This window comes from Qipengyuania sp. BR81-2 (genome assembly GCF_055693895.1).
On record NZ_CM146344.1, the window covers coordinates 2,433,005 to 2,450,052 of the forward strand.

At 60.5% G+C, this 17,048-nt stretch carries 14 protein-coding genes, 1 tRNA gene and 3 pseudogenes; 10 read left to right on the forward strand and 8 right to left on the reverse strand.

Translation table 11 applies throughout. From position 1 onward, the window contains the following. Window position 1 precedes the first annotated feature (1 nt). The 3 genes from ACZ1G8_RS12275 (at window position 2) to ACZ1G8_RS12285 (ending at window position 3,874) form a co-directional block, all read left to right on the forward strand. Window positions 2-2,122: a GumC family protein gene (locus ACZ1G8_RS12275; RefSeq protein ID WP_472681250.1), complete on the forward strand. Its 2,121-nt coding sequence runs from the start codon at window positions 2-4 to the stop codon at window positions 2,120-2,122. Window positions 2,123-2,137: 15 nt separating this feature from the next. Beyond that, window positions 2,138-3,301: a hypothetical protein gene (locus ACZ1G8_RS12280; RefSeq protein ID WP_472679639.1), complete on the forward strand. Its 1,164-nt coding sequence runs from the start codon at window positions 2,138-2,140 to the stop codon at window positions 3,299-3,301. A 360-nt stretch (window positions 3,302-3,661) separates the two neighbouring features. Next, window positions 3,662-3,874, forward strand: coding sequence for a hypothetical protein (locus ACZ1G8_RS12285; protein WP_472679640.1), 213 nt, complete (start codon window positions 3,662-3,664; stop codon window positions 3,872-3,874). A 465-nt stretch (window positions 3,875-4,339) separates the two neighbouring features. Here the strand turns inward: ACZ1G8_RS12285 and ACZ1G8_RS12290 are convergent. Both ACZ1G8_RS12290 and cpdR read right to left on the reverse strand, forming a co-directional pair. Further along, window positions 4,340-4,414: transfer RNA gene (locus tag ACZ1G8_RS12290), tRNA-Val, on the reverse strand. 82 nt (window positions 4,415-4,496) lie between these two features. Then, a complete protein-coding gene (gene cpdR / locus ACZ1G8_RS12295) occupies window positions 4,497-4,886 on the reverse strand; it encodes a cell cycle two-component system response regulator CpdR (RefSeq protein ID WP_221428566.1) in 390 nt (129 codons plus the stop codon). 177 nt (window positions 4,887-5,063) lie between these two features. Between cpdR and ACZ1G8_RS12300 the strand changes: the two are divergent. From ACZ1G8_RS12300 to ACZ1G8_RS12310, 3 genes and pseudogenes are all read left to right on the forward strand, one after another. Beyond that, window positions 5,064-5,321, forward strand: a pseudogene (locus ACZ1G8_RS12300) (N-formylglutamate amidohydrolase); the annotation flags it as partial. A gap of 32 nt (window positions 5,322-5,353) precedes the next feature. Next, window positions 5,354-5,590: pseudogene (locus ACZ1G8_RS12305) on the forward strand (N-formylglutamate amidohydrolase); the annotation flags it as partial. A 70-nt stretch (window positions 5,591-5,660) separates the two neighbouring features. Further along, on the forward strand, window positions 5,661-5,945 hold the full coding sequence (locus ACZ1G8_RS12310) for an N-formylglutamate amidohydrolase (RefSeq protein WP_472679641.1): 285 nt from the start codon (window positions 5,661-5,663) through the stop codon (window positions 5,943-5,945). Window positions 5,946-6,175: 230 nt separating this feature from the next. Here ACZ1G8_RS12310 and ACZ1G8_RS12315 read toward each other — a convergent pair whose 3' ends face one another. Then, a complete protein-coding gene (locus ACZ1G8_RS12315; RefSeq protein WP_472679642.1) occupies window positions 6,176-6,952 on the reverse strand; it encodes a SapC family protein in 777 nt (258 codons plus the stop codon). Between the two features lie 85 nt (window positions 6,953-7,037). Further along, window positions 7,038-8,664: pseudogene (locus ACZ1G8_RS12320) on the reverse strand (FAD-binding oxidoreductase). Between ACZ1G8_RS12320 and ACZ1G8_RS12325 the strand changes: the two are divergent. The 3 genes from ACZ1G8_RS12325 (at window position 8,642) to ACZ1G8_RS12335 (ending at window position 11,565) form a co-directional block, all read left to right on the forward strand. Further along, a complete protein-coding gene (locus tag ACZ1G8_RS12325; protein WP_472679643.1) occupies window positions 8,642-9,238 on the forward strand; it encodes a hypothetical protein in 597 nt (198 codons plus the stop codon). The pseudogene ACZ1G8_RS12320 and the gene ACZ1G8_RS12325 overlap by 23 nt on opposite strands. A gap of 111 nt (window positions 9,239-9,349) precedes the next feature. Continuing rightward, the gene (locus ACZ1G8_RS12330; protein WP_472679644.1) at window positions 9,350-10,708 is read left to right on the forward strand and encodes a DEAD/DEAH box helicase; all 1,359 of its coding nucleotides are present in this window, start codon (window positions 9,350-9,352) and stop codon (window positions 10,706-10,708) included. Between the two features lie 41 nt (window positions 10,709-10,749). Then, on the forward strand, window positions 10,750-11,565 hold the full coding sequence (locus ACZ1G8_RS12335; protein WP_472679645.1) for a sterol desaturase family protein: 816 nt from the start codon (window positions 10,750-10,752) through the stop codon (window positions 11,563-11,565). Here the strand turns inward: ACZ1G8_RS12335 and ACZ1G8_RS12340 are convergent. Then, window positions 11,562-13,874, reverse strand: a complete 2,313-nt coding sequence (locus ACZ1G8_RS12340; RefSeq protein ID WP_472679646.1) for an ATP-dependent helicase — start codon at window positions 13,872-13,874, stop codon at window positions 11,562-11,564. The genes ACZ1G8_RS12335 and ACZ1G8_RS12340 overlap by 4 nt on opposite strands. Window positions 13,875-13,995: 121 nt before the next feature. Between ACZ1G8_RS12340 and ACZ1G8_RS12345 the strand changes: the two genes are divergently transcribed. After that, entirely contained in the window at window positions 13,996-14,385 is a 390-nt protein-coding gene (locus ACZ1G8_RS12345) for a hypothetical protein (RefSeq protein ID WP_472679647.1), read from the forward strand. 112 nt (window positions 14,386-14,497) lie between these two features. Here the strand turns inward: ACZ1G8_RS12345 and rsmD are convergent, their stop codons facing one another. Genes rsmD through ACZ1G8_RS12360 form a run of 3 tightly spaced genes read right to left on the reverse strand, consistent with a single transcriptional unit; the run spans window position 14,498 to window position 17,010 of the window. Continuing rightward, window positions 14,498-15,064 carry a 16S rRNA (guanine(966)-N(2))-methyltransferase RsmD gene (gene rsmD, locus ACZ1G8_RS12350; protein ID WP_472679648.1) on the reverse strand — a complete coding sequence of 189 codons (567 nt, stop codon included), beginning with the start codon at window positions 15,062-15,064 and terminating at the stop codon, window positions 14,498-14,500. Then, entirely contained in the window at window positions 15,061-15,828 is a 768-nt protein-coding gene (locus ACZ1G8_RS12355) for a pseudouridine synthase (RefSeq protein WP_472679649.1), read from the reverse strand. Before ACZ1G8_RS12355 ends, rsmD begins: the two co-directional genes overlap by 4 nt. A gap of 18 nt (window positions 15,829-15,846) precedes the next feature. Then, on the reverse strand, window positions 15,847-17,010 hold the full coding sequence (locus ACZ1G8_RS12360) for an aromatic ring-hydroxylating oxygenase subunit alpha (protein ID WP_472679650.1): 1,164 nt from the start codon (window positions 17,008-17,010) through the stop codon (window positions 15,847-15,849). Window positions 17,011-17,048 lie beyond the last annotated feature (38 nt).

Sequence of the window (17,048 nt, forward strand, 5' to 3'; positions counted from 1 at the left end):
GATGATCTCCGAGAAGGCCGAGACGAATTCCGCAGTCATCGACGAAGTAGATGATGGCGCGACCTCGTTCGCCCTCGACCTCGATCGCTACTGGCACGAGGCGATCAGCCTCAAATATTGGCTGATCGGCATAATTGCTTCGAGCGCTTTGCTTGGCGTTCTTGCGACATTGCTTGCCACGCCGCTGTATCTGGCAAGTGCCAGGCTCGAAGTCTCCCAGGTGGCAGCAGACGTAACCAATCTGGATGGCCTGGAATCTGACGGTCTGGTATCGGAATTGCAGTACCTCAACACGCAATATGAATTGCTCGTGTCGCAGTTCATGGCAAAGCGCGTTCTCGAGGCCGGCAACCTGACTCGGGACGAGGCTTTCCGAGGCTCATTCAATATCGAGGAAGAGCAGGGGTTGGAGCGGGCCATCGAGAAGGTGCTGCTCGAGAATGTGAGCGTCGTCCCAATCGCACAATCGAGCTTGCTCGACGTCAGATTCTCAAGCCCCGATCCCGCCGTTTCTTCTGAGATCACCAATTTGTGGGTGAAAGAATTCGTCGCCGCGAACTACGAGAAGCGCTTCGGCGCGAATATCGAGGCTCGGGATTTCCTGCAAAACCAGATTGCCGAGCTCCGCGAGCGTCTGGCGCAGTCGGAGCAGGAGCTCGTTGAATATGCGAACGCGAATGAGATCCTGGTTCTGAATGCCGGCAACGAGACCGGTTCTGAAAGTGCAGGACAGACTCTGGTCGGCGCCGATCTGCAGGCTTTGAATACTGCTCTTGCCGAAGCAGTTGCTGACCGGGTCAATGCTCAGGCGTCCGCAATCGCGGGCGAGTTCCCGGGTGGTGATCCCCGGAACACCTTGCTTACAACGCTTAGCGAGTCGGAAGCGGAACTCGCCGTGCTGCGTTCCAACTTCGGACCTGACTATCCCGAGGTGCAGGAAAAGCAGGCAGAAGTGGATGCCCTGCGTTCTGCGATCACTGGAGGTGCTAGAGACTCTCTGCGTGCGGCACAGATCCGTGAGGCAGAGCTGCGCGATCAGATGGAACAGGCGAAGCGCCGGTTCCTCGGTCAGCAGGGGCAGGGCATCAGCTATGGTATCCTGAAGCGCGAAGTCGAAACCAACCGTGAAATCTACGATGCGCTCTTGCAGCGCTTCAAGGAGCTCGAGGCTTCGGGAGCTGGGCAAAACAACATCCAGATCATCGACCTCTCCGAAGTCCCGGAAGACCCCTATGCGCCGTCGCTGGTAACAAACCTGCTCGTCGCGTTGCTTTGCGGCGCAGGTCTCGCGGCTGCGCTTGTCTATCTTCGCGTCACCCTGAGCCAGACGCTCCAGGATCCGGAAGATGTTCGCAGGCGTCTCGGGGTGCCGCTACTTGGCGCCATCCCCCGCAACGAAGAAGGCGAGATCATCGACCGGATCACCGAACGGTCGTCCGAGATCAGCGAAGCATTCACCACGGTCAGGACCAATATGAGCCTGCTCACACCGATGGGCGCGCCGAAGCACCTGATGCTGACTTCGTCGGTTCCCTCCGAAGGCAAGAGCATGTCGTCGGTCGGCATTGCCACTAGCTTCGCACAGCTCGGCAAGCGGACTCTGCTGATCGATGCGGACCTGCGCAATTCGAAGCTACGCGATACGCTTGATCTTCACGGCCATGATAAGGGCGGGCTGGTATCGCTCCTCACGAACCCGGAGAGTGATCTGCAGTCCCAGATCATCCCGATGGAAGATTTCGGCTTTGATTTCCTTCCCATGGGACGGACCCCGCCGAATCCGGTCGAGCTTTTGGCAAGTGACAGGTTCGGCCAGATTGTGAGAAATGCTGGCACCCTGTACGATCAAGTGCTCATCGACGGAGCTCCCATGCTGGCTCTCGCTGATGCCGTTGAAATGTCCCGTTCGGTGGATGGCGTGGTCTATGTGATCGAATCCGATCGTATCAAGGTGCGTGGCATTGAGAATGCTCTGGGCAGGCTCAAGCGATCCGGAGCACAGGTTTTCGGTGCCATCGTGACCAAGGTCAGCCAGAAGAATTCGGCCTATGGCTACGGCTATGGCTATGGATATGGATATGGATATGGGTATGGCAGCGACGAGAAGCTTGAAAAGGCCTGATCACCCGACGAAGCTATGAAGTTTCCATTCTCACTCCGATCGATATCAATCGCGCTTGTTTGCCTTGTCCTGGCGGTGGTCTTGGCGATGCAGGCGGCTGGCATAGCGCTAACGAAGAGAGCGCCGGACATCGCGCTGACGCTTTTCCCTGCGAACGGGCTGGCACATACCAACCTTGCGTCGGCTGCGTTTGCTACGGCAGTCTCAGCGCAGTCTACGCCCAAGTCCGCTGCTACGCAGGCAGAATCGTGGGCGCGAGCGTCGCATCGGTTGGAGCCCCTGTCTCCGCAGGCTCATGCAATCCTGGCTCTCGCGCAGCAGGAAGAAGAGAACTCTGCGAGCATCGTAGAGGCTGCATCGCGACTGGATCGACGCGACCCGACCCTTCAGGCACTTGTTCTCCAGAAGCATGTCGAAGCGGAGGAATTCGTCGGAGTAATCAGGTCGCTCGATCGCATTTTGAGGGTCCGTCCGTCGCGATCGAACGAGCTTTTCAGGGTCTTGATGACCGTTTTTGCAGAAGAAGACGCGGTCGAAGAATTCGCAAAGGTGCTGGACGGATCTTCCCCATGGCATCAAAAATTTATCAACTTTGCGTTGAACGATCCTGCGGCAGTGCAAAGCCTCTACCGCTTGCGCTCCTTGAAGCGCTTCGATCCAGATCAGGACAGGAAGCTGATCGAAAGACTTGCTGGCGCGGGCGAACTGCAATCAGCATACCAGCTTTACGAACAGATTTCCGAGCCTGAAGAAGCTGCACCTCGCGAACGGACGCTCTCTTGGTCGTCCGATAACCCACCTTTCGACTGGTGGTTTGTCGACGACGCGGATTTCCGGGCACAGCCGAGCCTCGGTTCCGATGACCTCGAGGTATATGCTCGCGCGGGCCAGGGAGGGGTCATTGCAAGGCGAATTGTAAGAAGCCCGCCTGTCCCGTTTTCGCTGAACCTGACACACAGCCTTTCACCGCGGACCGCTTCTGAAGATGTGAGGCTGTCCTTGCAGTGCGCCGATTCCAGGGAGCCGGTCGCAGAGCAGGCGTTCGGTGCCAGCTCAGTATCTCTCGGAGTTGAAGGCCTGCCTTCGGATTGCGATTTTCTGGAAATTGCGGTCACCGGGCGCGCTTGGACTGGCCAATCCACGCTGCGGGGCGACATTTCGCCGATCGCCCTGCGCTGAAGTCGATAAGACGTATTTTTGCAACTCTTCACCGCAGAGTGCACGCCTAGATAGGAATACGTGTTGCGTTGGGCGCCCCGAGCAGTGCAACCTTCGGACTTAACTGGATCGCTTCTTTGATGGATGAGGAGTGAGATATTTGGAACCATAAGGTTCTACGTGCTTAGATATAGTTGAATCAGAGTACTTGGTTTTGGAAGTTTTGAGGTTTCAATGCTTTGCCTGAGACTTCGTAATGGCGGTAACGCCCGCCCGGCCACAGATTAGGGGCTTGAATTTTAAAGAGACCTCGGTTAGGTCGCCAAAGAATTTGAACGCAAGGCCGCCGTACGGACTGGTCAAACTAGGAGAAGCAAGAAAATGAAAAAGTTTATGCTCCCGATTGCCGCGGTAGCAATGGCCGCAACTCCGGTTGTCGCTACCGCTGCCGACGCAGAGCGCAGCTCGCAGCCTGCTGAAGAGACTTCGGAAGCTGGTGGTAGCGCAACGATCATCGCTATTCTCGCTGCTGCAGCAGTGATCGCTGGCATCATCTTCGCTCTCGACGATGATGACGATCCCGTAAGCGTCTAAGCGTCTTACAAGTTTAGAAGCCGGTCGCATTCATTTGCGGCCGGCTTTTTTGTGCCCGAGGGAGATTCGGGAGAACTCCGTGCAGCCTGCCAAGTTCGCGCTCGAGAGCGTCACGCACCGTGAGCCAACTATGCGTCGATAAGAGTGCGCTCACGCGTAGTCGAGCCGGTCAAGAGACTAATGACAGACTTGCGGCCGGAGTTGCAGGTTGGCTTGAACAATACAGCAGGGGTGAAGATCCTTGAATTGATCCCGTCACCTCGCGCCAAAATGTATCAGCCTGCAAGACCTCTGGTGGTCCGCGAGCTTCAGCACAGAAAAAGCGGTGAAGGTTAGCGCTGGGCAGCCTGAGAACTGCCTGTGCGGGCCTTTCCAGCTAGCTGAAGCGATACTCGATAATTTCCGGTGTGGTGTGCCTTTGCTTGTATCTGCACTTGCGTCCAGATCAGCAGTTCAAGGCCTCGATGGTGGGCGTACCAAGGTTCGAACTTGGGACCCCTACGATGTCAACATAGTGCTCTACCACTGAGCTATACGCCCTCACCAACGAGCCCCCCAGCCGGGGGAGGGCGTCCATTAGCGAGGGTCGCCAACGGACGCAAGAGGCAATCTTGCCGAATTGTCAGAGCTGCGCGCTGACCTTGTCTTCGAGCACCCTTTCGACCTCCAGGACGAGGTCGCGAAGGTGGAACGGCTTCGAAAGAACCTTGGCGTTCGGCTGCTCGCGGCTCGCTTTGAGAGTGACTGCAGCAAAGCCGGTGATGAACATTACTTTCGTTGCCGGGCTGATCTCGTTGCAGCGCTGAGCCAACTCGATTCCATCCATTTCCGGCATCACGATGTCGGAAAGCAGGAGATCGTAACGCTCGTCTTCAAGCAGCGGGAGGGCGGCTGTACCGCGATCGACTGCGTCGACCGAATAACCGGCATTTTCGAGCGCGCGCTCGAGGTAGGTGCGCATGGCCTCGTCGTCTTCGGCCAGCAGGATTCTTTTCTGGTGCAGCTCACTCATACGGGCGTCCATAGCTGAAATGGCTTAACAAATCTTCCGTTCCGTTCACCAATGTCCCTAATCGAGACCACTTTCTTTGACACGGGGAATTTGAAGCGGCAGCATTCTTGGCGAAGCAAGGGGAAATCAGGCGTTCAGGCGCCGATTCGTGGCTTATTCCAACGAGATTGGGGCAACATGCCGAATTCGAGTTTCAGCCTATCAGTTACCGATTCTCCGGCGGTACCGGTGCTGATAGCCGCACCTCACGGCGGGCGGGCTTACTCGGACGACATTCTCGCCAACCTCCGCGATGCCAATTGCCTCATCCGCCTCGAAGATCGCCATGTCGACGGGCTCGCCCACGATATAGCGGAGGAGACGGGTGCTTCCCTTCTGGTGGCGAATACGCCGCGTGCGGTCATCGACCTTAACCGTGCGCCTGACGATGTGGACTGGACGATGGTCCAGGGGAAAAGACTGTTCGCATGCGCCACTCTCTTGCGAACCGCCGGGCCCGAAGTGGCCTTGGCCTCGTGCCGCGTCGGCTCCCCGGGCTTGGCGAGATCTGGAAAAACAAGCTGGAAATGGCCGATCTCGACGAGCGGATCGAGACAGTTCACCGGCCCTATCACCAAGCCTTGGGTAGTACTCTGGAGGCGCTGCGTGACCATTGGGGAGCGGCGCTCCTTATCGACCTGCATTCCATGCCTCCGCTACGCCGCCGGCATCCCGAAGAGCGGACCGCAGAATTCGTGATCGGAGATAGGTTCGGCGCAAGCTGCGATTCTGCGTTTGATCGCCAGTGCGCTCAATCACCTAGGAGGCGAGGGCAGGGCGGTCGCGCACAACCGCCCCTATTCGGGTGGCTATGTCCTCGATCGCCACGGCGCGCCGCTTCGCGGGATACACGCGATGCAGATCGAGGTGTGCCGGAGCACCTATCTCGATTCACGCCTCGAGACGCCGAGCGCGAGGCATCCTGCTATCGCCAAGCTGTTGTCGGGCCTTGTTTGCAGGCTAGCTGGCGAAGTGGCCGAGATCGGTCGCGGCGAGCAGTTGCCCCAGGCTGCGGAATAGGTTGGGAAATCCAAGAAAAAACCACCCCGTGCGAGTTGCACGAGGTGGCCAAGGTTCAGGGAGGAGATGCACTTTCGTGCATCCTGCCGGCAGGCCATGAGGGGAGCGCCGCCGGCATGATCTAGATGGTGTCAGTGGGGCTTGCTTTCAAGCATGCAAAAAGTGGCAGAATCGGCCGGAAAGGCGCGATCCTGCCACTTCTCAAACTTGTCCGGCCAAGCCGGCAGAAATCAGGCTGCAGCTTCGGGCTGCGGAGCCTTGCCCTGGCTGGTCTGGCGCGCGAAAATCGTGCGCATCAGTTCGAGCGAGTAGATGTGGGCGTGGATCAGCATCAGGATGCCGTTCTTGTTCCACTCGAGAACCTTCTCGTCGCTGAGCTCGCGCAGCTTTTCCTGGTCGACCATCTGGAAGCCACGATAGATGTAGGGCTGCTCAACGCCTTCGCGCTGGATGGCGACTTCGCCGGCCATCAGCAGGTCGTTGTCCTTCAATTCGGTCAGGAAAGCCTGCGTACGCTGCGCGGCGCCTTCGAAGTGCTGGCAGAACTCGAGAACGCGATTGGTGGCGTCGGTGGGCTTGCCTTCATCGTCGAACAGGCGTTCGCCTTCGTCGAACTCGCCGACTGCACCGCTGCTCGGATCGAACATCAGCGAAAGCTCGTCCGCATCCTGCGAGAGCTTGGCGAGCATGAAGGGATAGCGGCGGATATAGGCTGGCAGGTAGATCTGCTCGGTCACCTTGCCAGCATCGTCGACAAAGGTATTCACACCTTCGTTGAGGCCCATGAGGGCGAGCGGAAGCGGGTTTTCGCCGCTCGAGAACACGATCGGGAAATGACGCTGCGACTGGACGAATTCATCGACCGTCAGCGGGATGGCGTGCGCCTTCGAAAGCCATGGCGCGCTGTCCATAGTGCGCGTGCGGAAGTTCTTGTGATCGTTGCTGTTCAACGGCATCAGGTCGTTGAAGAACAGGGGCAGTTGGGGCTGCTGCGGCGCGCTCGCCATGAATACTCTCCGAAAATCTTAGAAATTAGCAGGATTGGGTGAGGCGAAGGACCCAGACGACCCCATACGCCAGAAGCTGCGCGCTTTAGGGTTTTACGCCGGTTTGCGCAAGCGGAAGGAGCTTGCCCGGGTTGAACAGTCCCCGGGGGTCGAGGGCCTGCTTCACACTTCGCATCAGCGCGAGTGAAACAGGGTCGCCCAAACGGCCCAATTCGTCGCGTTTCATCTGGCCGATCCCGTGCTCAGCGCTGATCGATCCGCCCCACTCGGTGACGAGGTCGTGAACGAAGGCGCTGATTTGCTTGCCTTCGCCATCCTCCCACTCACCCGGCGTCGCATCATGCGGCGCGAGTACGTGGAAATGCACATTGCCGTCACCAAGATGGCCGAATGCAAGCGCGTTGCTGCCGGGGAAGCGCTGTTCGACCGCAGGCAGGGCGGCAGCCACGAAATCCGCCATGCGGCTCACGGGCACCGAGATGTCGTGCTGCATGGCCGGGCCGATCGCGCGTTCGGCGGGGGATATCGAGATCGCGCAACAGCCAGAACGCTTCGGCCTGGCTGTCATTGGCGGCAATGGTGGCGTCTTCGAGCAAGCCGTCCTCGAAGGCGCTTTCGAGAATGCCCTGCGCAAAGTCGGACAAGTCATCGCTGCCCACTGGGCCTGACACGAGCTCGATCAGCGCGTGCCATTCATGATCGCCGCTAAGCGGCGCGCGGGCATCCGGCAAGTAATCGAGCACGGCCTTGAGGCATTGCTTTGGAAGGACCTCGAAGCCTTCGAGGCTGTTCCCGGCGGCACGTTCGAAATGAAGCAGCAATCGCCGCGCCTGCTGGACCGACGGCAGGCCCGCCCAGATCACCGTCCTTCCGCTGATTTCAGGAAGTAGACGGAGAGTTGCCGCCGTAACCACGCCTAGCGTTCCCTCCGAGCCGATCAGCATCTGCTTGAGGTCGAACCCGCGATTGTCCTTCTTAAGTGGCGTGAGGGTGTCGAGCACGCTTCCGTCTGCAAGCACCGCCTCGAGACCGAGGACCTGCGCGCGCATCGTCCCGTGTCGCAGGACCTGCGTACCGCCCGCATTCGTGGAAATCAGACCGCCGATCGTAGCCGATCCCTTGCCGCCAAGGGTCAGCGGAAAGCGCAGGCGATGCTCTGCTGCAGCCTCGTGAAGGGTCTGCAGAACAACTCCCGCTTCGCAGGTGGCCTGCATCGCGTCGGGGTCCAGCGATAGAATCCGGTCCATGCGGCGCAGGGAGAGCAGAATTGCCTTACCCGTATCGTCCGGTGTCGCGCCGCCCGACATCCCGCTGTTTCCGCCCTGTGGTACGATCGGGATGCCATGACGGGCACAGAGCTTCACCAATTCGGCGGTTTCGCTCGTGGAGGCAGGAGAGGCGAGGCCGATCGCCCTGCCGGTGTAGCGGCCGCGCCAGTCGGTAAGCCAAGGCTCCACGAGGTCTCCATCACGCGTAAAGCCACGCGGGCCGAGGAGCTGCAGGGCAGCCTCTGCGAAGGCATCGATATCGCTCATGGTTGCGCCCATGCCACACTCGGGCATCGAATGGCCACCTCTTGCCAAACCTCGCAAACCAATTAAGCCGATATTCAATTGAGCGGGGGCATAGGCGACAAGCGAACGTCGCGTGCATCCTTCGCGCGGCCATGAGGAGCTTTTCGCACCCGACATGCCCAGTCTTGCCGCTTTCATTGCGCCGATAGCGCTGATACTGCCTCTTGGCGGTCTCGGCTTGTCGGCGACTGGAGAACCGGCAGAAGAGCACGTAGCCCAGCAGTCGCGCCCTTCGGAACGCAATGTCTCCGCTTTGCCGTTGTCAGCCGATGCGCCGGCATGGTCTCCCATCCTCGATGGCATCGCGCCGCCGACGTCCCATCAGGTCAGGATCGAACGCCGCGTAATCCTGCGGATTTCTCCCGCACGCGCGCCCGGTCCTGCCCGCCAGAACCTGACGGCGGAGACCACCCGTCCGCAGCAGCCGCCCGCACAGCTTGTGGAACGCAAGGCCGGCAAGTGCCTCGACAGCGCAAGAATTCGCGGAGTTTCGGATCGCGGCGATCATCTCCTAATGCTGATGCGTGATCGCAGCATGATGGTGGCGCGGCTCGAGAAGGGTTGCAGCCCGCGTGATTTCTACCGTGGGTTCTATGTCGAGCGGAGCGATGACGGTAAGCTGTGCGTGAAGCGTGACCGGATCATGAGTCGCTCGGGCGCGAAATGCCAGATCGACCGCTTCAGCGAATTGGTGGCAGAGCGTCCCGAATAGGGCGCTTTTCCTTGACTTGAACCGGCAAAAAGGCGAAGGGCGCGCTTCGGTCAAGGCTGCCTGAGAGCGGCCTTTTTTATATCCACTATCGTTGGGGCGTCCGACAACCGCATGAGTTTTGCCGATCTCGGCCTATCCGAAGACCTGCTGAAAGCCGTCGAAGAGGCAGGCTATACCGAGCCGACTCCGATCCAGGCGCAGGCCATCCCGCCGATCCTGATGATGAAGGACATCATCGGTATTGCGCAGACCGGAACGGGCAAAACCGCCAGCTTTGTCCTGCCCATGATCGACGTGATGGCCAGCGGTCGCCGCCGTGCGCTAATGCCGCGCAGCCTCATCCTCGAGCCGACCCGCGAACTGGCTGCACAGGTCGCTGAGAACTTCGAGAAGTACGGCAAGAACCACGATCTCAAGATGGCGCTGCTCATCGGCGGCGTTCAGATGGGTGACCAGGTCAAGGCGCTCAACGAAGGCGTCGACGTGTTGATCGCGACCCCGGGCCGCCTGATGGACCTGTTCGAGCGCGGCAAGATCCTGCTCAACGGTTGCGAACTGCTCGTCATCGACGAGGCCGATCGCATGCTCGACATGGGCTTCATTCCCGATATCGAGTTCATCTGCGACAAGCTGCCCGAGAACCGTCAGACAATGCTGTTCTCCGCCACGATGCCGCCGCCGATCGAAAAGCTCGCGAAGAAATTCATGAGCAATCCCAAACGGATTGAGACGGCACGCGCGGCGACCACCAATAAGGACATCACCGCGTTCAAGGTGCCCGTCCAGACCCGCCAGAAGCGCGAGACGCTTCGTTGGCTGCTGCGCAACGACCATGTCGAAACCGCGATCATCTTCGCCAATCGCAAGACGACCGTGCGCGAGCTCAACAAGAGCCTCCAGCGCCACGGTTTTGCGAGCGGTGAGATCCATGGCGACATGGACCAGGCGAGCCGCATCAAGGAACTCGACCGATTCAAATCGGGCGACGTAAACATCCTAGTTGCTTCCGACGTCGCGGCTCGCGGCCTCGACATCAAGGGTGTCAGCCACGTGTTCAATTTCGACACGCCCTGGCACCCCGACGATTACGTACACCGCATCGGTCGTACGGGCAGGGCAGGGGCCAAGGGCCGCGCCTTCACTTTCGTAGCGAAGGAAGATGCCGAGGCGATCGAGAACGTCGAGAAGCTGACCGGCAGCGAGATCCCCGTGTTCGGCAAGAAGGACGTTCGCGTCGAGCTCGTCGAAAAACCTGCGGAAGAGGCCGAAAGCAAGCCCAAGCGCGGCAAGAAGCGCGAAGAGGACGAGGCGCCGAAAAAGGCGCCTGCGAAGCGCGAGGAAAAGCCTGCAAGGGCGAAAGATGACAAACCCCAGCGCTCGCGCCGCCGCGACCGCGAGGATGACGAGCCCATAGCCGCCGGCGAATGGAACGGTCCGCGCCCCGGCTTCCTCGACGTTTCCGCTCTCTGATTTAACTAATCCCTAACCATGTGCATGCCAGCGTGCGTGCTATGGAAATGTTCGCCGAACCTGCGCTTTCGACGCTGATCACGCTTGCCATGACCGGACTGGTGTTTGGTCTGCTCGCGCTGGTCATGAAGAGACGCGCCATCTGGGATGCAATTGCGCGTTGCCGGGGTGAGTTCGCGACCAATCTTGGCCTGACAATAATAAACCTCGTCATACTGGCACCATTGTTCGTCGTGCCGGAGGGCGTCATCGCCTCTGCCGTCGGAGCACCGGAACTGTTGATCGGGGTTTGGGCGTCGATACCCGACATCGCCGCGCTGCTTATCGCGATCCTGATCTTCGACTTTGTCGTCTACTGGCGGCACCGCCTGGAGCATACGCCCCTTCTTTGGCCCATCCACGCGACACACCATGCGGATACCGCAATGCACTGGCTCACGGTCATGCGGAAGCACCCGCTCAGCAAGCTCCTTAGCGTTTGCGTTGATGTGTGGCTTCTGCTGCTGCTTGGCGTGCCAGAGTGGGCGGTCGGTGCTGCGGGCTTCATCCGAAGCTGGTGGGGCTTCTTCATCCACTGTGACGTGCCCTGGACGCTCGGCATCTTCGGAAATGTGCTGATCTCGCCTGCTGCGCATCGACTCCACCACATTCGCGATGAAGCGCTGATGGGCAGCAATTACGGGAATACGGTCACGCTTTGGGACAAGGTGTTCGGCACCTATGTCGATCCGGCGCCCTACGTCGATTGCGAGACCGGTATTGCCGAGGGCACGCGAGGGGTTGGCGGCGAGCTCATGAGGCCGTTCGAGAAACGGTACTGGAAGAAAGCCTCGGACGAGACCGAAGCGCCGGCCTAGTCGCCTGCGAGGCTGACGAAGCTGTCCAGCACCCGCTTGGTACCGGCCTTCTCAAACTCGATTTCCAGCTTGTTACCCTCCTGATCGGTTACGACGCCGTAGCCGAACTTCTCGTGGAAGACGCGCGCACCAATGGCGATGTCGCTGCGCGGCTTAGCGGCGAAGCTCGCCGCGCTCTTGCCCGGTTCGGCGAGGCGCTTGGGCGTACTGTCATATCCGGTCGACAGCGCGCGCTGCCAGCCGGGGCCGCGGGCGGTGCTGCGGTCAGGCCTTGCGCTCGATACGTGAGCGAAAGGATCTTCCTGCTCGGTCCAGTTGGCCCTCCACAGCGAAGCACCACCGCTCATCGTGGTCTCGCTCTCGACGTGTTCGTCCGGCAGTTCCTCGATAAAGCGGCTCGGGATCGAGCTGGTCCACTGCCCGTAGATGCGTCGGTTCGCAGCGTGATAGATGGTGCAGCGACGCTTGGCGCGTGTGATAGCAACATAGGCCAGGCGGCGTTCTTCCTCGAGGCTGGCGAGGCCACCTTCGTCGATGGCGCGCTGGCTGGGGAAGACGCCTTCCTCCCAGCCGGGCAAGAAGACATGGTCGAATTCGAGACCCTTTGCCGCGTGCATGGTCATGATCGTGACCTTCTCGCCATCATCGCGGCGGTCGTTGTCCATGACGAGGCTCACGTGCTCGAGGAAGTCCGTTAGCGTCTCGTATTCCTCCATCGCGCGGGCGAGCTCGGTGAGGTTTTCGAGACGGCCCGCGCTCTCGGCGCTGCGATCCTTGTTGAGCATTTCCTCGTAACCGCTCTCGGTCAGGACGGTGCGAAGCAGCTCGGAGGGAGTGACTTTCTCAGCCATTTCGCGCCATGCCACGAATTGGCCCAGCAAGCCGACGAGCGTGTTGCGCGCGCGAGCGGGCAGCTCGTCGCTGTCGGCAAGGTCTAGCGACGCGGCGGCCAGAGGCATCTGGGTGCGACGGGCGTGGCGGCGCATGGCCTCGAGCGTCTTCGCGCCGAGACCTCGTTTGGGCTGGTTATAAATACGCTCGAACGCGAGGTCGTCAGCTGGTTGCGCGATAGTACGCAAATAAGCGAGTGCATCGCGAATTTCAGCGCGCTCGTAGAAACGGAAACCGCCTACGATGCGGTAATTGAGGCCGATCTGGATGAAGCGGTCTTCGAATTCACGCGTCTGGTACTGGGCGCGGACAAGGATTGCGACCTCGTCGAGAGGTGCGCCTTCACTTTCTAGGCGCTCGATAGCCTCTCCGACGCGGCGCGCTTCCTCGGGCGCATCCCAAACGCCCACGACGCGGACCTTCTCGCCTGCCGGAAGTTCGGTCCACAAGGTCTTGCCGAGACGTTCGCTGTTGGCATTGATCAGGCCCGAGGCGGCAGCGAGAATCTGCGGAGTTGAGCGATAGTTCTGCTCCAGTTTGATGACCGCAGCGCCCGGGAAATCTTTCTCGAATTTGAGGATATTGGCGACTTCAGCGCCGCGCCATGAATAGATCGACTGGTCATCGTCACCGACCACGCAAATGTTCTTGCGGGTCTGGGCGAGCAGGCGCAGCCACAGGTACTGGACCTGGTTGGTGTCCTGATACTCGTCCACGAGGATGTATTTGAAGCGCTGCTGGTACTGGGCAAGCACATCGTGGTGCTGGCGGAAAATGTTGAGCATGTGCAGCAGCAGGTCGCCGAAATCGCAGGCGTTCAGCGCTTTCAGCCGGTCCTGGTAAAGCTTGTAGAACTGCGCGCCCTTGCCATTGGCGTAGGCCTCGTTCTCCACCGCATCGAGATCGCCCGGATTGAGGCCGCGGTTCTTCCAGCGGTCTATCAGGCCCGCCAGTTGCCGCGCGGGCCAGCGTTTCTCATCAAGGTCGTTTTCCTGGATCAGCTGCTTCAGGAGACGCAGCTGGTCGTCGGGGTCGATAATCGTGTAATTGCTCTGCAGCCCGACGAGTTCGGCGTGGCGGCGCAGCATGCGTGCCCCGATCGAATGGAAGGTGCCGAGCCATGGCATCCCCTCGACCGCGTCGCCGATATGACGCCCGACGCGGTCTCTCATTTCGCGCGCAGCCTTGTTGGTGAAGGTGACGCAGAGGATTTCGCTCGGCCAGGCGCGGCGGGTTGCGATGAGATGTGCGAGGCGTGCGGTCAGTGCAGCGGTCTTGCCGGTACCGGCACCTGCCAGCATCAGCACGGGTCCTTCCGTGGTAAGGACCGCCTCGCGCTGGGGCGTGTTCAAACGCTCCGCATAGGGCGGAATCGCGTCATTTCTGGCGATTTCGGACGAGTTGGAAAAATCTGGCATGCGTTAGGGAACAGCTAGGGAACGTTGCGCTACAGCACAAGACCTGCGCTCACGGGTGCGCCCGGAACTTTCGTGGAAGCTCCAGCGTAGATGGGCCATAACAGAACACGGAGATACTTGTATGAAAACGCTTTATCTGGCCGGCGCCGCCCTAGCCTTCGCCGCAGTACCCGCAGCCGCCGACCACCATTCACAGGCTGAGGCGACGACGGAAACGCAAGTCGAAGTCTCGACCGAGACCCCCGCACCGCGCTTCGTTCGCAGCGAAATCACGCAGACTACCCCTGCAGGTTATGCCGCTGCCAGCGATGGCGAACTGCCGGTCTGCACCGAAGACCAGCAGGACGGCTGCATCAACAGCTGGGAAGCGAACAAGACCGGCACGCGTCCGCTGGAGTATTGGCCGGGTCGTCCGGCAAGCGAGATCGACGAGCCGCTTCCTGCCACGCAGGCCGAGTTCGAAAGCATGAATACGGTCGAAGTCGACGCTGACAGCGCCGATCCGGAATAAAACCGACAGAATGTGTAGGGCGCTTTGTCGAAGCGCTCACGCTTGGAAAGGGGCGGGGCTGCAGGAGCGGTTCCGCCCTTTTCTTTGGCTATCCAGCTGAGGGTCGCTGATCTCAGTCGCCGGTTGGCGCCGCGTCGGAGGCCAGTTTCAGGAGCGTGATTTTCGCTTTCCCGACGCGGCGTTCAGCCTCGAGTTCGAGGCGCTTGATCTCGACATCCTCGTTCTTCGCCGTTTCCACCGCAATCCAAGTCGCCGGTCCGATCCAGCCGAGTCGCGTCATCCGGTCGAGCGCCACATTGGCAGCGCCGGTATAGTATGGCGGGTCGAGGAAAATGAGGTCGTGAGGCGCCTTCGCCGGGCCCAGGCTCATGACCGAGCCTTGCTGCACGGTCGTTCGGCTACGCGCATCGAGCGAGGAGATATTGGCCTTGATAGCCTTCACGGCGTCGGGCTCCTGCTCGACGAATAGGCAGTGTGCCGCTCCGCGCGATAGAGCTTCGATACCCAGCGCTCCCGATCCTGCGAACAGGTCTAGTACAGAGAGGCCTTCGAAGCTGCCGAGGCGGCTCGAGAGCATGTTGAAGAGCGTTTCGCGGGTGCGGTCGGCCGTAGGGCGCGTTGCATCACCTTTCGGCGCGACGAGCTTACGACCGCGCCAGTCGCCGGCGATTATCCTCACTGGCGGCCCCCGCGAGCGAGTTCGCGTTTGAAGGCTTCGACATCGCCGCGCTTGATCTCGGCTGCCTGTCCGCGGGGAAGGTCGCCGAGGTGGAACGGTCCGTAGCCGATACGCAGCAGGCGGTTCACTTCCATGCCGAGATGTTCGAGCACGCGGCGTACTTCGCGGTTCTTGCCTTCGCGCAAGGTCATTTCGATCCAGCGGTTGCGGCCCGATCCGCGCTCGAGGTTCGCCTCGATCTGGCCGTAGCGCACACCGTCGATCTCGACGCCTTCGATCAGCTCGTCGAGCTGTGCTTGCGTAATGTCGCCGAATGCGCGCGCGCGGTACGTGCGCGGGACGCCGGTGGAGGGCAGCTCCATCGCGCGCTTCATCTCGCCATCATTGGTCAGCAGCAGTAGGCCCTCGGTGTTGAAGTCGAGGCGGCCGACCGGCATCACGCGGCCTGCATCCTTGGGCAGCGCATTACGCAGCGCCGCATAGATCGTCGGGCGCCCCTTGGGATCGCGTTCGGCGGTGATCAGGCCCGAGGGCTTGTGAAAGGCGAAGAGGCGCGTGTCTTCGGCTTTGCCTACCGGCTTGCCGTCGACGGTCACACCGCGCAGGCTTTCGAGCTTCACTGCGGGTGTATCGAGAATTTTGCCGTCGATGGCCACGCGACCGTCGGCGATCATGCGCTCGACCTCGCGGCGGCTTGCGACACCTGCGCGCGCAAGCAGCTTGGCGATACGGTCGCCGGTTTCGGGAAGTCTGTTGTCGGACATGCAAAGCCCGCTAGGCGCTCAATTGGCGGCGCGCAAGGCTTCCTCGACGGTCTCGTGATAACGGCGGATACCGCCTTCCATCGTGCCGAGCGTGAGTTCGGGCACCGCGCCCGTGGCAAGGCCTTGCTGTCCCAACTCGGCGGCCCGGAAGTCCTCGGAGGCAAATACGCCTCCGTCGAGCAGAGCCCAACTGCGCTCCCAGTGATCGCGCGCCTTGTCGTTGGCGGGCGGTTCGGGGATGAGCATGAAGTCCTCGACTAGCGTACGGTCGTGAGCCTGCGGCATCATCACCATTAGATTGATGTAATCGGGACTTGGAATGACCAGCGCGCCGGGCATCAACTGGTAAGCGAAGGTCACGACGCGGCGCATTTGCGTCATGTCGGTCAGGTCGACGCCTTCCATCTCCTCCAACCGCCCGACCGCGCTACGGGCATGCGGGCCGATCATGTCGCCGCTAGTTACCCCGTCCTTGAAGAAAGGGCCGATGGTTTGCGCGTGCAGGCGCGTGACATGGTAGCTTTCGAGAAAGGCATCCATGATGAGCTTCCAGTTGCCCGCAACCTCGTGGGTCTTGCGACGGAACAGGAAATGCTCGCCCATGCCGAGTGCGTCGAAATCCTCGCCGACTTTCTTCGCAAAGGTGAAGTCGGCGGTTTCTTCCTTCGGGCTGAACCAAATGACACCGCCCGTTTCCATCGATGGGAGTTCAACCAGTCCCATCGATCCCTTGTCGAGATCGGGGAAAGTATCTGGGCGGGGAAGGGCGAGCAGCCGCCCGTCCACCGAGTAGGTCCATGCGTGATAGGGGCACACCAGCTTCTTGGTGCAGCTGACCTCATTGCCTTCGACGAGCCGAGTGCCGCGGTGACGGCAGACGTTGAGGAAAACATGCGCCTTGCCGTCGGCATCGCGTGTGATCAGCAGCGGACTTCCGGTCGCATCGTGTGGAACCGCCATTCCCGGGTCGGGGAGGAGCGCGCTTGGGCAGAGGATCTGCGGCAAACGGTCATAGATCGCGCTCTTCTCACGCGCGAAATATTCAGGGTCGGTATAGACATGCGCGGGCACCACGGTCTGGCCCAGGCCGTCGCGCGTCTTGTTGTCCGCAATATCCTGTGCGAGCGCCAGCATGCCATCGGTAGGCCGGCGTCCTTCGAGCAGCGTGGAGGAACCTTCCATCGCGCCTGTTCCTTTCTCTCTCCGGCGGCTAGTGTCGC